Raw genomic sequence first — 13,471 nt, forward strand, 5'->3', positions numbered from 1 at the left:
CCGCAGGGACTGCTGGAGCACCACCGCGGACACCTCGCCCAGCCAGGACCGCTCCACCGTCTGCTTCGCCTCGGTGATCAGCCTCTTGGACAGCTGACCGGCCGTCGGGAACGGCTGCCCGGCCTCACGGGCGACTTCACGGGCGCGGACCGCGTCGTTGAACACGACACGGGCGCACCCGAACGCCCTCGCCAACGCCCCCTGTTGGCCGGTGTCCGGGTACAACCTGAAGGAGTACCGGAGCTGCATGACGATCACGATACGTACTTTTCGCCGGCACCGTCGGTGGCGCCCCGCTCTCCGTGGTCAGGCAGTACATCGAACAGCAGAACCGGCCGGTGTGAGCACCGCCCGGCTCCGCCGGGACCAGCCCGCGCGACGCTCCGCACCGCAGGCGAGGAACTGCGGTGTCCGGCTCCGCCGGACCTGAATCCGCGACGCTCCGCGTCGCCACCATCAGATTCGCATCACCACCGGCCTGAAGGCCGATGCACTGCGAATGAATTCCGGTAGCCGTCCGCGAGCCGTTCCCCGGGACTCGCTCCCTCCGCGTGCCCGATCTTCAGAAGTCTCACGCGTCGGACACTCCCGACGGAACCGCCCAGACGAACAAACCCCAGGCCACCGACCTGAGGTTTCTCTCTGGAGCGGCTGACCGGAATCGAGGCCCCGGCGCGGAATCCGAGGCCCGCCGCAGCTGCGGTCATCGCTCTCCGGCCCGCCGGCCGCATACGAGGCCCAACCCGGCGGCCTCGCCGCCGACGCGGCTTCCAGGCTCTCCCTACCTGCACTTCGGCTGACTGTCACCGACCGAACTGCTGCACCGGGCCCGCGCACAGGACAGCCCCGGCGCGCATGCCTACGCTCCTGCGGGCCGAAAGCCCGCTCCACCGGTCGAGCGTGGGCACTCGCGTGCGGACCCTTCGGCCTCGTGAGGCGTGGGGCCCGCGGCACCCGCCCAGGCCCGGGGCGCCCTCGTCGCGGGCTCAGTCTCGCGTGCGGACCCTTCGGCCTCGTGAGACGTGGGGCCCGCGGCACCCGCCCAGGCCCGGGGCGCCCTCGTCGCGGGCTCAGTCGAGGGCGGCGAGATGATCGGCGTCGCCGCCTCGCCACTCGATGAGGAAGATGGTCGCGTCGTCGCTCGTGGTGCCGCCACGTACCTGTTTCAGGGCGTGGGAGAGGGCTCGCACCACCGCCCGTACCTCGGTGCGCTCACGAAGGATCCGGTTGGCCCACTCGACGAGCTGCTCCTCGCCGAACTGTTCCCCGCACGCCTGGCGCTCCTCGATCAGGCCGTCGGTGAAGCACAGCAGCCGGTCCCCGGGGTGCAGCATCCGCTCGGTGACCACCGGCTCCTCACCGCCGAAGCCGACCGGCAAGGTGGTCGGGCTCTCCAGCCGGTCCACCACGGCCCGGTCCCGGATCAGGAACGGGGCCGGGTGGCCCGCGTTGACCCAACGCAGCCGGCCCGTGGCGATGTTCAGAACCATCATCTGCGCGGTGACGAAGTGGTCGGGGCCGAACTGCTCGTTGATGGCCCTGTCCATGAACGCGTACACCTGGGACAGTTCCGTGTCGGCCCGCCGCGTGTGGCGATAGGCGCCGATGGCCACCGTCGCCATGGTCGCCGCATCCAGTCCGTGGCCCATCGCGTCGATCATGGCCACGTGAAGGTTGTCGCCGTTGAGGGCGTAGTCGAAGCTGTCGCCGGCCACGTCGTAGGCGGGCTCCAGGATTCCGGCCACCTCGACCTGCGGAACGGTCATCGACAGCGGGGGCAGCAACGACCACTGGATCTCCGCGGCCACGCTCATCGGGGCGCTGCGGCGGGCCTGGAAGAACAGGTCGGTGTAGGCGTCCTTGGTGACGATCATGTCCGCGACCAGACCCGCGAGTCTGCGGAGCAGTCGACGGTCGTCGTCATCGACCCTGTCCAGGGTGACGGCCATCGTCCCGACTTGGTCGCTGCCGTCCAGCAGCGGCAGGTACATCCGCACGCTGCCGTTCTGTGACACCTCCACCGTTCTGCGGCTCAGGAACGCCTTGCCGGCGGGCGAGTCCTCGACCGACTCGGGGCCGCCGACCCTCAACCTCCGGCCCGGCAGCGGCACCAGCAGCACCTGTTCGTAGTCCTGCAGGAGGATGGAGACCTCCCGCCCCCCGACCCTGGCCACCTCCTCCGCGACGAGCGGGGCGATCAGCTCCGGGGGCATCTCGTGAGCCCGGTCCAGCAGCACACCCAGCAGTCGTTCGCCGAACCCCTCCGACCGGTCCACCCCGATCCTGCCCGGCTTGTGCCCACCGTCCGTCATCGCTGCTTGCTTCCCTTCGCCCCGCGGCGTGATCTGCCCGAGGAACTCATTCGACGGCCGTGTCCACGCGGTCTTCGCCCCGGGCGGCCCGGTGCCCCGGCCGCGTCGAACCGCAGCCGGTGCGGGGCGGTGCCGGCCGGGGAACAGCGCCGGCGCCATCGACACCCGATCCGACCGCCTGTCACGACTCCCGGTGCCCCGACACAACGCACCCCCCGACCCTCTCGGATCCACCCGGCGGTCAGCGGCGATCGGCGTGGCACAACGCTGTGGACCGGCCCAGGCTTGCACCGCCGACAGGTCCGACGAGCCGATTACGCCATAGGCAGCATGTCGACCACCGCACCCGCCCGTCGCTACAAGGCCGGGCCGACGGGGGCCGACGGGGGGCATGAGTGGGCCGGCCGGTGAGCGGGTCCGGTCCGAGGCACCGGTCTGGTCGGACCGGGCCCACGGTGGCCATGGCCTGCCGATCGGTATCGGTGGCCACGCGGATCGATCGGTGGCCACGCGGATCGCTTCCACCGAACCGATGCCTGCGCCCGTGTCCTGCTTCCGATGGCGCGTCGGCGTTCTCCAACGACCCCGGCGTATACACACCGGGGTCGCCCTTCCAGGCCGGTCGCACGTGAGAGTGTGCCGACCCGCTTTCACCCTATGCCTGATACACATTTCGGGCATCAGGGGTTTTCATGCCCCTCTCGGGGGTCCGCTGGGAGGGGGACGTATGACCAGGCCCCTTCCCCGGCGATACGCCGCCTGGAGCCACCGTGCGGGGGCTCGTCCTCGGCACCGGACATCCTGGGTTTCCGCCTGGTGATCAGTCGTGTTCTCCGGACAGCGTCCTGGGACTGAGCCCGTCCGAAGGAGCCCGTCCGAAGGAGGAGCGTAGGGGGCGATTCATACGCCGGCGCGACGGTCCGGTCGGCTTGTCCGAGGAGTACGTTGGGATTACCGAGGATATTTCGCGCACCGGCTACCACGCTCGTGTCGTTTTCGGCGATCGAATAGGCCGGGCCGATCGCGGTCGGCCCGGGGCAGGGTTCGCGTCATGACTGCGGCCATCTCCTTCTCGCCGACACTCGAAGACCGGTTGTCGCCGTCCGCTCCGTCTCCGTCGTCCGCTCCCTCTTCGTCCCCGCTCCGCCTGTCGCTGGCTCCCGCCGGCACCACGTCGGCTCTCCTGGACGGCGCATGGTGGCCCCGCTCCCATGATCTCGGGGCGGAACTCCCCGCCCTGACCGCCGTGCTGGATCCGCTGTGGGGGCGGATCACCCGGGTCACGGTGAATCCCACCCACTGGCCGGTCGTTCCACGCAAGGTGCCCGTCGCCGGGCATGTGGTGAAGGTGGGCTGGTTCCTGGCCGAGCAGGACCCGCACGAACTGCTGCTGCTCTCCTACCGCGTCGGCCGGTGGAACCTGCTGGTGATACCGCCAGGGACGGACCAGGTCTCGGCCGGCTGGCTGATGGCCGCCGCGAGCGACCCGTTGGGTACGTCGACCGCGAGCCGGTTGATGGAGGAGGCGGCGCGTCTGCGGACGGTGTCCGAGACCGACCGGGCCGTGGAGGCGGTCTGGGACTCCGAAGGCGGACACGAAGCCCATGATCCCGCCGCACGACCACGGATCCCGGCCGCACGGCCTCGGATCCCGGCAGCCGCGGCCACGGACGGAGACCGATCCGCCGCACCTGCCCCGGCCTCCGTTCGGCCGTGGGGGACATGAGGGCCATGGAGACCTTCGTGGCCGTTGTCGTCGTCATGGCGCTGATCGCTCTCGGCGTGCTCCTCATCCACCTTGTCCGAACAGAGGATCAATGCCCCTCCCACAACTGAACGTCTACCGGCACGACCGCGGCACCCGCGCTCTGATCACTCTCGCGGGAGAGATCGACCTCGCCACGGCACCGCAGGTGAGCGCGGCGCTGGCCGAGTGCCTGAGCGACGGCATCCGCAGCATCGACGTCGACCTCACGGCGGTCACCTTCTGCGACGCCAGCGGACTCAACGCCTTCCTCACGGCATTCCGGCTTGTCACGGATGCCGGTAGGACCCTGCGACTGCACTACCCGTCGCGGGCCATGGCCCGCGTCATCGAGATCACCGGCTCCGGATTCCTGCTTCACCCGGTACTCACCGGCCGCGCACGATCGCGCCGGATTCCCGTCGCCGCGGGCAGTGCGCTGTGACGGCCCCGCCCCGGCGGGAGACCAGCCGCCGTACGGCGACGGAAGCACACCGCCCGCCATCGACGCGCCACGCCTGCGCCGGCTGAACCGCCGGCAGGCCGGGACCCTCAAGGAGCCGGCCGATCCGTACGTGGAGTGTGAAGTCCCGGCGGCGGCACGGCGCTTCGGGAGGCGTTGGGGAGCGAAACAGAATCGCGGCGCGCCAGATTCGTCGAGGCCGCTTTGCGCGGGTCCACCGGATCCGAAGGAGGAACCCCGAATGGTCACCCCTGCCCCAGGCCAAGGGACAGCGTGGGTCTGAGCAGATCTTCCGGTGAACCTGCGGACGGCACTCTCTGCGGCGTGCTCGACTTCGGAGATCTCGTGGCGCGCCCTCTCCCGGGCGTCATGGTCGGGGCCATGACGGCGGCGAATTTCCGGACACTGGACGTCAGTTCGACAAACGGAAATAGAGTGTTCACCGGTTGCCGGTCACGTCGGCCGTCCGTCCGACGTGAACATGATCGACGCTCCTCTACTTGATGACCCATCACCCGGCATGAACGGCCGTGTCCGTAATCGATTCGGAGAGTCACCGGAATGTCAGTGCGGCGGGACGGGACCTCGACGGCGTACGAACGCTACCTGCGCACCGATGAGTTGCTCAGTCTGCAGCGGGACACGGAGGGGCGTGTCGACCCCGACGAGATGATCTTCATCGTCGTCCAGCAGTCGTCGGAGCTGTGGCTCAAACTCATTGCGCACGAGATGGGGTCCGCCGTTTCCGCGACGCGCTCCGATGCCGTGCTCTCGGCCGTCCGGCACCTGCGCAGAGTCCACTCCTACCTGGTGAACCTCATGGGACAGCTCGACACGCTCGACCACATCCCGCCGTGGTCGTACCAGAGAATCCGCACCCAGTTGGAGGACGGCTCCGGATTCTCCTCGCCGGGGTGGTCGAGCACCCGCAAGCTCGCCCGGTCGCTGGGCGAGGAGTTCACCGCTTTCATGGCACGCCGGACCGTCGGGCTGCACGAGGTCTACACACGCCATACCGAGTTCGAGGACCTCTACCAGCTCGCGGAGAGCCTCGTCGACCTCGACAGCGACTGCATGCTGTGGCGCACGCGCCACCTGAAGGTCGTCGAGAGGATGGTCGGCGTCGACGCGGTGGGCGTGGCCGGAACTCCGATCGAAGTGCTGGCGAAGCTCTCCACCGAGCGCCTCTACCCGGAACTGTGGCGGATCCGCTCACAACTCACCGGCGAGGCCGGCGAACACCTCGCCACCGCGCCGACGCCCGCCCCCTGACCGAAAGGCCGAGATGCCCGAGCTCTCCCGCGAGTCGTTCACCGACTGGGACCGCGTCGTCGCCGCCGTACGTCCGCACCTCGACGCTCTCCTCGACACCCAGCGCGCCCCGTGGACACGGCCGGTCACCAGCGACGACAAGGCGTTCTACGAGCGCTCGCGGGATGCGTCAACAGCTCCGGAGCGCGGTACCCCGCTTCCGGAGCTGTTGACGGAGATCACTTCGACGGTCCTGGACCGCGGGTATCTCAACGGTGCCCACCCGCAGTACTTCGGCTACTTCCACCCGCGGCCGCTGCCGGTGGCCGTCCTCGGCGACAGCATCGCGTCCCTGCTCAACCAGAGCCCGGCGGCGTGGCGGATGGGGCCGGCCGCCACGGCCATGGAGACGGAGACGCTGTCCTGGGTGGCGGACTTCGTCGGCTACCCGCACGCGACCGTCCCGGCCGGCATCTTCACCTCGGGCGGGACGATGGCCAACATATCCGCGTTGAAACTGGCCCGGGACGCCGTACTGGGTGACGCGGTGCGGGAGAACGGGATCACCGGCGGCGGCACCGTGTACGTCTCGTCCGAGCTGCACTACTCCATCTCCAGGGCCTTGGACCTCCTCGGCATGGGGCGTGGGGCGCTGCGCGTCGTACCGACCGACCGGGCGGGGCGGATCGCGGTCCCGGCACTGCGGGAGCGGATCGCCGCCGACGTGCGGGTAGGGCACCGGCCGGTCGCGGTCGTCGGTCTGGCGGGGGCGACCGCCACCGGCGCGATCGACCCCCTGGCGGAGCTGGCGCAGGTCGCGGCGGATCACGGCATGTGGTTCCACGTCGACGGTGCCGCGGCGGCGGTCTTCGCGAACCTTCCGCGTACTCAGGAGCTGTTCACCGGACTCGCGTTGGCGGACTCCGTCACCTTGGACCCGCACAAGTGGATGTTCGTGCCGTACGGGCTGGGGTGTCTGCTGGTGCGCGACGCGAGTCGGCTCTCCGCCAGTTTCGCCGACCAGGCGCACTACTGGAACCACGACTCCCGCGCCGATTTCGTGTTCCTGGGTCCCGAGGGCGCGCGGCCGTGGAAGTCACTGGGACTGTGGCTGGCCATGCGTCACCTCGGCCGCGAGGGATACGCGGATCTGCTGCTGGGCAACCTGGACGTCGCCCGGCATCTGGCCGAGCGGGTACGCGCCACCGACGGTCTCGAACTCCTGGCCGACCCGGTACTCCCGATCTGCTGTTTCCGCGCGGTCCCCGAACGGGACGGCGTGGACCTCGCCGAGTACACCGAGCGACTGCACCGCGCGGTGGTGGAACGTGGCGACTTCCATCTGACGGTCTGCCACCCGAACGGCGAGCCCTACCTGAGAGCGGCGGTGAACAACTACACCACCCGCGACGAACACGTCGACGCCCTGTTGGAGGCCGTGCTCGACGCACGCACCACACTCGACGCCTGACGGTTCGGGCCGGAGCTTCGTTGTCGCTTCCACGCGCCGGGTGCCTGCGCTCCTGGGGCTCCTGGGGCTCCTGGGGCTCCTGAATGGTGCGTTGCGTCGGCGACGACACGGTGGTGCCGGGACGAGAAGACGGACGTCCTCCCGTCGCCTCGGTCGACCGGGGTGCGTCCTTGCTCCGCCGCGGTCACACCGCTGTCGACCACCATGGCCCGCCCTCGCGGGGAGGCATGGGGCTACTTGTTCTTGCCGTTGCCCTGCCCGCCGTTGGCCTGGTTGTCGGCGGAAGCGCCGGTGTTGCCCGCCGTGCCGTTGGCTGAGTTCGCGGCCCCGCCGGACTTGCCCGCGCCGGCCGAGTGGCTCGGCTTGGCCGTCGCCCGTGCCAGCTGCTCGGAGCAGAAGGCGGCGACCTTGTCCTCACCGCCGGCTGTCACGACCAGTCGCCGCCAGGCTGTCGCACCGAGCGCCTTGCCACGTCCCTGGACCTGCGCGTAGGCGCGGCAGTGGGCCTCGGTGTCCTGGGCGGTGGCAGGTCGGTCCGTCGGCCGAGGGCCGGCGGAGGGCGGTGACGAGGCCGCGTCGCCCGGCCCGTTCGAGGCGGCCGCCGAGGGGTTCGTCGTTCCCCGGCCGTGGCCGGCGCCCTCGGTGGAGGAGCCCGCGGAACCGATGGCCGCGACCGCCACACCACCCAGGGCGAGGCTGGCGAAGACCACGCCGAACGTCAGTTTCGCCGGGCGCCGGGCCCGCCGGTCCGCCGCCGGCCGCCAGTCGTCCCTGCGCCGGGTACGTGCGCGATGCACGCCGGCGTCGCGGGCGGCTCGGAACGCGGCCACGGCCTGCTGCTCGCCCTGAGACGCGAGATCGCCTGCGCGGACGGCGGCGGCCAGTGCCGTTTCCAGCGCGGTGTCGTCACCCGTGGCCCGGGGATCGGACAGGGCGCCGCCGTGCTGCACACGTCGACGGCCCCGTACCCCGTCACCGCCCAGCCGTTCGCCCATGTCCGCTTCCGTTCCTGTCCGACCGCTTCGATTCGTCCGCTGTCCCGGGTCCGGCGCCTGCCTGTCGCTCCCGTCGCGGTTGTCTTTCATGTCGACTCCCCCAGCGCACGGGAAGCCACATCCGTCACACCGTCCTCCGCCTCGTTGCCGATGCCCAGCTGACGGGCGAGCCCTTTCAGGCCCCGGTGGGCGGCCGTGCGCACCGCGCCAGGACGCTTGCCCAGAACGCGTGCGGCAGCGGGACCGTCCAGACCGACCACGACCCGCAGGAGCACTGCCTCGGCCTGGTCCCGTGGCAGTCCGCGGATCAACTCCAGGGCCCGCTCGGTGGAGAGGGCCTCCAGCGCCTGCTCATGAGTGTTGTGCGGGCCGGCCAGATCCAGTATGTCCTGGTCGGTGCCGCCGGCCTGGGGCCGCACGCGCCGGCGACGCAGGTGGTCCAGCGCCCGGTGCCGGGCGATGGTCGCGGTCCAGCCGCGGAAGCCGACGCCGTCGCCCTTGAAACGCCCGAGGTCGCGGGCTATCTCCAGCCAGGCGTCGGACGCCACGTCCTCCGCCTCGTCGCCGACGATGCCGCGGAGGTAGCCGAGCAGGCCCGGCTGCACGATCCGGTAGGCGGCCTCGAAGGCGGCCTCGTCGCCCTCCTGAGCTCGCGCGACCGCCGCGCCCAGTTCCCCGTCGTACTCCCGTACGCGCCGGGGTTGCCGTACCTGGCCCAAGATTGCCCTCGTTCGCACCGATCACAGCCGAGTCCACGTGGTCCGCCGCGCTCCGGTCGCAACGACGGCCCCATGGTGACCAGCGTGCGGCCTCACAGAAACGTCACAACGCCGCAGAGCTCCGCCGCGGTAACGCCGGTCTCCCGCCACTCGGCCGCCACTCGGCCGCCGGACGCGGAGAGGACGGGGCAGACCGGCAGCCGGCGCTCGGCAGCGGCTCCCGGCCCGCCCGCTACGGCCGCCGCCCTCGGTCGTGCCCCGCCCGGCCCGCGGCCGCATGCCGCCCGCCGCATGCCACATGCCGCCCGCACCGCGGCGGGACAGGCGAGGTCAGCGGCTGCTCCGTCATCCAGGACACCGGGCCGCCACGGCTGCGGCCACCGACGAGGCGGAGGAGTCCGACGGAGACGTCGAGTAGTCCCCGCTGCCACCCGCTCTGCGCGCCCCGGCCCGGTGAGTCGTCCGGGCGGGGCGCGGGTGTCTGCGCGGCTAGGGCTTCGGTGGGAGCGCTGTGGAGCCTCGTAGTGACGCTTCGGCGCCCTCGTGCGCTCCCTCTGTCATGAGTGCCTACCTCCATCTGCGCGCGGTGCCGGCCCCGGCACTGCGCAACAGTCCGACATGGCTGGAGCGGCTCTTCGCGAGCGATGCGGAGACCGTCCGGCACCGGGTCGGCCGGTGCCGCGAGGAGGTGCTGGACAAGTGCCGTCTGGACCAGGAGCGCATCTACACCGGCGCGCCGCCGGACGGTGCCGGGGACCGCCCCCAGGCCCAGGTGGTGCTCGGTGGCCGCCCCGTGGTCCGCACCGACCGGCGGCAGCCGCCGTTGCTGGTACTCACGGCGGCCCAGGCCCGCCGGGTGGCCGGATTCCTGGAGCAGACCGACTTCGACGCACTGTGGCACTTCGCCCGGGACGGACTGCTGCCCCGCTACGGCGGCGTGACCGCGGAGCCCGATACGTGGCGTGCCTTCGCCACGACGCACCGGGAGCTGCGGGCGTTCTACGCGCACACGGCCGAGTGCGGGGACGCGGTGGTGAAGTGCCGCTCCAAGGCGTGAGGAGTGGCGACCCGAGGCGCGAGAGGTGCCGCTGCGAGGCGGGAATTGTGGCTGCCTGGAGTGGGACATACGACTGTCCGGGGTGGGAGGTGTAACAGTTTCGGCCCGCTGCGCTCTTTCCCTGCGGACGACCACGTCGGTCGGTCATGGAAAGGGGGCAGGACTCGTGCAGTGGACGGGCGACAGCGGCGGAGCATACGGCGAGGAGCCGTACGGCGGCGTCGGGTACGGGCATGTCCACGGCCATGAGGGCATCGGTGGCGCCACCGCCGACACGGCCATGGCGGAGCAGCAGCCCTGGGCCGCCGGTGCGCCCCTGCTCGTTGCCGGGCCGGACCACCTCGCCACGGCGGAGTGGGACTCTCCGCACGGTGCCGTGATCACCGTGCTGCCGACGCACCACGACGCCGGCCGTCCCGCACCGGAGCCGGACACGCCGGAGAAAGATCCGGCGCGGCCCGTCTTCGTGGACGCCTCGGGGCGCCGCCAGCGCCGCGTCCGGCGCACCGCACGGCTGATGGTGATCCCCGCCGGCCTCTATGTCGCTCTGCTGGTCAGCACATTGCTGGGCGGCCCCACCATCAGCGCTCCGTTCGTTCCGCTCCCCGACACCACACACCCGGCCACGCCTCGCGCGACCACCCCCGCCTCTCCCGCCGGTACAGGTCACACGGCGGGGAGCGCGGACGCCGGGGACGGGAACTCCCGTCCCACAGCGCCGCGGACGGCCTCCGGCCATACCGTCCGGCCGGCGGCCGCCACCACCCCCGCGCCCAGCCCTGCGGCCACGTCCGCCACCAGCGCGACGGCCACCGGAACCACCGCCCCGACCGCCGCCCCGACCACGACCGCCGGTCCCACCACCGGCACCGGCGCCACCAGCACCGACGCACCCTCCGCCAAGGGGCGCGCCAACGCCGCGTCCCACAAACCCGTGAAGTGACCCAAGGCCCTGACGTGACCGATCCGACCGATCTCAGCGATCCGGCCGACCCGGCCGAGCGCCGGCACCGCACCGCCGGGCCCCGCCTCCGCGGCCGTACCCGCCGGGTCACCGCCCGCACCCACTGGCTGCTGCTGTGCGTGCTCGTGGTGACCCTGTCGGCGGCCCTCCTGCTGCAGGGCTATACCCATCACATGTTCGGGATCACCTCGGACGACGTGACCGGCCCCCGTGGCCGTGCCGACACGGTGCCCGGACAGGTGGCCCACGGCGGCCCCGTGATCGCGAACGCCGCCGGCTCCCCGCACACCGCCCGCCCGAAGGTCGGCACCATCGCCCTCACCTTCGACGACGGTCCCGACCCCGTATGGACGCCCCGCATCCTCGACGTGCTGCGCCACAACCATGTGCACGCGACCTTCTTCGTCGTAGGCACCCAGGTCGTGGCCCACCCGGAACTGGTCCGGCGGATCGTCGCCGAGGGCCACCAGATCGGCATCCACACCTTCACCCACCCCGACCTCTCCCGCCTCGCCCCCTGGCAGCGTTCCCTGGAGCTGCGCGAGACCCAGCTGGCGGTGGCCGGCGCGGCAGGCGTCACCACCGCGCTGCTGCGGCCGCCGTACTCCTCGGAGAACGACGCGCTGGACGACGCCGACTGGTCCGTCCTGAAGCAGGCGGACACGGACGGATACGTCACGGTGCTCTCCACCCTGGACGCCGAGGACTGGCAGCGCCCCGGCACGGACCGCGTCCTCGCGAACGCGACACCGCACGGCAGGGCCGGGCAGATCGTGCTGATGCACGACGCCGGCGGTGACCGCACCCAGACCGTCGCCGCCCTGAACACCCTGATCCCCCGGCTCAAGGCACAGGGCTTCCGGTTCACGACGGTCGGCGCCGCGGTCGGCATGGCCGGGCCCGTCCAGCCCGCCGGACCGGCCGACCACCTCCAGGGAATCGCGCTCATCAAGATGCTGCAGCTCGGCGACTGGACCATCGGGCTGCTCGGCGTGCTGATGTACGCGGCCGGAGCGATCAGCGTGCTGCGCGCAGCGGTCGTCCTGGTCGCGGCCCGCCGGCACCGCCGGCTGCGGACGGGGCGCCGGGCCAGGCCCTGGGGACCGCCGGTGACCGAACCGGTCAGCGTCATCGTCCCGGCGTACAACGAGAGCGCCGGAATCGAGGCGGCCGTACGCTCCCTGGTCGCCTCGGACCATCCGGTGGAGATCATCGTGGTGGATGACGGCTCCACCGACGGCACCGCCGATCTGGTGGAGTCCCTGGGTCTGCCGGGGGTGCGGGTAATCCGGCAGCGGAACGCGGGCAAACCCGCCGCGCTCAACACCGGTCTGGCCGCGGCCACCTGCGACCTGGTGGTCATGGTCGACGGCGACACCGTCTTCGAACCCGACGCCGTCCGCACGATCGTGCAGCCCTTCGCCGACCCCCGGGTGGGTGCCGTCTCGGGCAACGCGAAGGTCGTCAACCGCGGTGGTCTGCTGGGTCGTTGGCAGCACATCGAGTACGTGGTCGGTTTCAACCTCGACCGTCGCCTGTTCGACCTCGCCGAGTGCATGCCGACCGTGCCCGGAGCGGTCGGGGCGTTCCGGCGCCGGGCCGTGCTCGCCGTCGGCTGGGTCAGCGACGTCACCCTCGCCGAGGACACCGACCTCACCATGGCACTGTGCCGCGCCGGCTGGCGTGTGGTGTACGAGGAGGGGGCGGTGGCCTGGACCGAGGCGCCCGCGTCCCTGGGCGCCCTGTGGCGGCAGCGGTACCGCTGGTGCTACGGCACCCTGCAGGCGATGTGGAAACACCGCGGCGCGCTGGTGCAGGACGGCGCCGCCGGCCGACTCGGCCGCCGGGGCCTGGCCTATCTCCTCCTCTTCCAGGTCCTGCTGCCGCTGCTCGCCCCCGTGGTCGACGTCTTCGCCCTCTACGGCCTGGTCTTCCTCGACCCGCTGCGGATCACCGCCCTCTGGCTCGCCTTCCTGCTCCTGCAACTGCTGATGGGCCTGTACGCGTTCCGCCTGGACGGAGAACGTCCGGGCCCGCTGTGGAGCCTGCCGTTGCAGCAGTTCGTCTACCGCCAGTTGATGTACCTGGTGGTCATCCAGTCCGTCTTCACCGCCGTGTCGGGCTCACGGCTGCGGTGGCAGCGCATGGAGCGCTACGGCAGCCTGCGGGCGCCGGCGGGCACGGAGACCTCCGGCGAGGACCGCCCTCCGCGGGTCCCCGCCTGAACCGGGGTTCGTCCCTGTCGCCTCCCGTCACGACAGGCGCATGCACTATTACCCGAACTGTCCGTATCAATTTGAATGATCAAACTATTGAGATCAATTGTGTGATGAGTAGGCTTCCCCTGACATGGCGCGGACCCCATTTCGGACCAGTCCGCCATCGCTAGGCATGCCGGGGACTTCTGTGGCACTTCACGCGCAAGCGGGCAAACAGCAGACAAGCCAAGAAGCGGAACGGCGGCAAGGCGACCAGGAGACGGTTTCGGAGCGCGG

11 protein-coding genes are annotated in these 13,471 nt (G+C 71.3%); 7 read left to right on the forward strand and 4 right to left on the reverse strand.

The genetic code is table 11. The features are described 5' to 3' along the window. Both AB0D59_RS44275 and AB0D59_RS44280 read right to left on the reverse strand, forming a co-directional pair. A partial coding sequence (locus AB0D59_RS44275; protein WP_362577174.1) for a helix-turn-helix domain-containing protein occupies positions 1 to 249 on the reverse strand: 249 nt, incomplete at its 3' end. Between the two features lie 821 nt (positions 250 to 1,070). After that, on the reverse strand, positions 1,071 to 2,312 hold the full coding sequence (locus AB0D59_RS44280; protein WP_362577176.1) for a PP2C family protein-serine/threonine phosphatase: 1,242 nt from the start codon (positions 2,310 to 2,312) through the stop codon (positions 1,071 to 1,073). 1,051 nt (positions 2,313 to 3,363) lie between these two features. On the opposite strand from AB0D59_RS44280, the gene AB0D59_RS44285 reads away from it, so the two are divergent. The 4 genes from AB0D59_RS44285 to AB0D59_RS44300 all read left to right on the forward strand — a co-directional run bounded on the left by AB0D59_RS44285 (position 3,364) and on the right by AB0D59_RS44300 (position 7,241). After that, positions 3,364 to 4,038, forward strand: coding sequence for a DUF5994 family protein (locus AB0D59_RS44285; protein ID WP_362577178.1), 675 nt, complete (start codon positions 3,364 to 3,366; stop codon positions 4,036 to 4,038). A gap of 91 nt (positions 4,039 to 4,129) precedes the next feature. Next, a complete protein-coding gene (locus tag AB0D59_RS44290; RefSeq protein ID WP_362577180.1) occupies positions 4,130 to 4,501 on the forward strand; it encodes an STAS domain-containing protein in 372 nt (123 codons plus the stop codon). Positions 4,502 to 5,080: 579 nt separating this feature from the next. Beyond that, the gene (locus tag AB0D59_RS44295; protein ID WP_362577182.1) at positions 5,081 to 5,791 is read left to right on the forward strand and encodes a tryptophan 2,3-dioxygenase family protein; all 711 of its coding nucleotides are present in this window, start codon (positions 5,081 to 5,083) and stop codon (positions 5,789 to 5,791) included. Positions 5,792 to 5,804: 13 nt separating this feature from the next. Further along, positions 5,805 to 7,241: an aminotransferase class V-fold PLP-dependent enzyme gene (locus AB0D59_RS44300; RefSeq protein WP_362577184.1), complete on the forward strand. Its 1,437-nt coding sequence runs from the start codon at positions 5,805 to 5,807 to the stop codon at positions 7,239 to 7,241. Positions 7,242 to 7,474: 233 nt separating this feature from the next. On the opposite strand, the gene AB0D59_RS44305 is transcribed toward AB0D59_RS44300, so the two are convergent. After that, positions 7,475 to 8,236: a hypothetical protein gene (locus AB0D59_RS44305; RefSeq protein ID WP_362577186.1), complete on the reverse strand. Its 762-nt coding sequence runs from the start codon at positions 8,234 to 8,236 to the stop codon at positions 7,475 to 7,477. Between the two features lie 86 nt (positions 8,237 to 8,322). Next, positions 8,323 to 8,955, reverse strand: coding sequence for an RNA polymerase sigma factor (locus AB0D59_RS44310; protein WP_362577188.1), 633 nt, complete (start codon positions 8,953 to 8,955; stop codon positions 8,323 to 8,325). A gap of 559 nt (positions 8,956 to 9,514) precedes the next feature. Between AB0D59_RS44310 and AB0D59_RS44315 the strand changes: the two genes are divergently transcribed. From AB0D59_RS44315 to AB0D59_RS44325, 3 genes are all read left to right on the forward strand, one after another. Next, positions 9,515 to 10,012, forward strand: coding sequence for a DUF1877 family protein (locus tag AB0D59_RS44315; RefSeq protein ID WP_362577190.1), 498 nt, complete (start codon positions 9,515 to 9,517; stop codon positions 10,010 to 10,012). Between the two features lie 166 nt (positions 10,013 to 10,178). Beyond that, a complete protein-coding gene (locus AB0D59_RS44320) occupies positions 10,179 to 10,955 on the forward strand; it encodes a hypothetical protein (protein ID WP_362577192.1) in 777 nt (258 codons plus the stop codon). Positions 10,956 to 10,969: 14 nt separating this feature from the next. Further along, positions 10,970 to 13,201 (forward strand): bifunctional polysaccharide deacetylase/glycosyltransferase family 2 protein, encoded by a 2,232-nt coding sequence (locus tag AB0D59_RS44325; RefSeq protein WP_362577194.1) that lies wholly within the window; start codon positions 10,970 to 10,972, stop codon positions 13,199 to 13,201. Positions 13,202 to 13,471: the final 270 nt, after the last annotated feature.

The organism is Streptomyces sp. NPDC048417 (assembly GCF_040651615.1).
Taxonomy (GTDB): Bacteria; Actinomycetota; Actinomycetes; order Streptomycetales; family Streptomycetaceae; genus Streptomyces.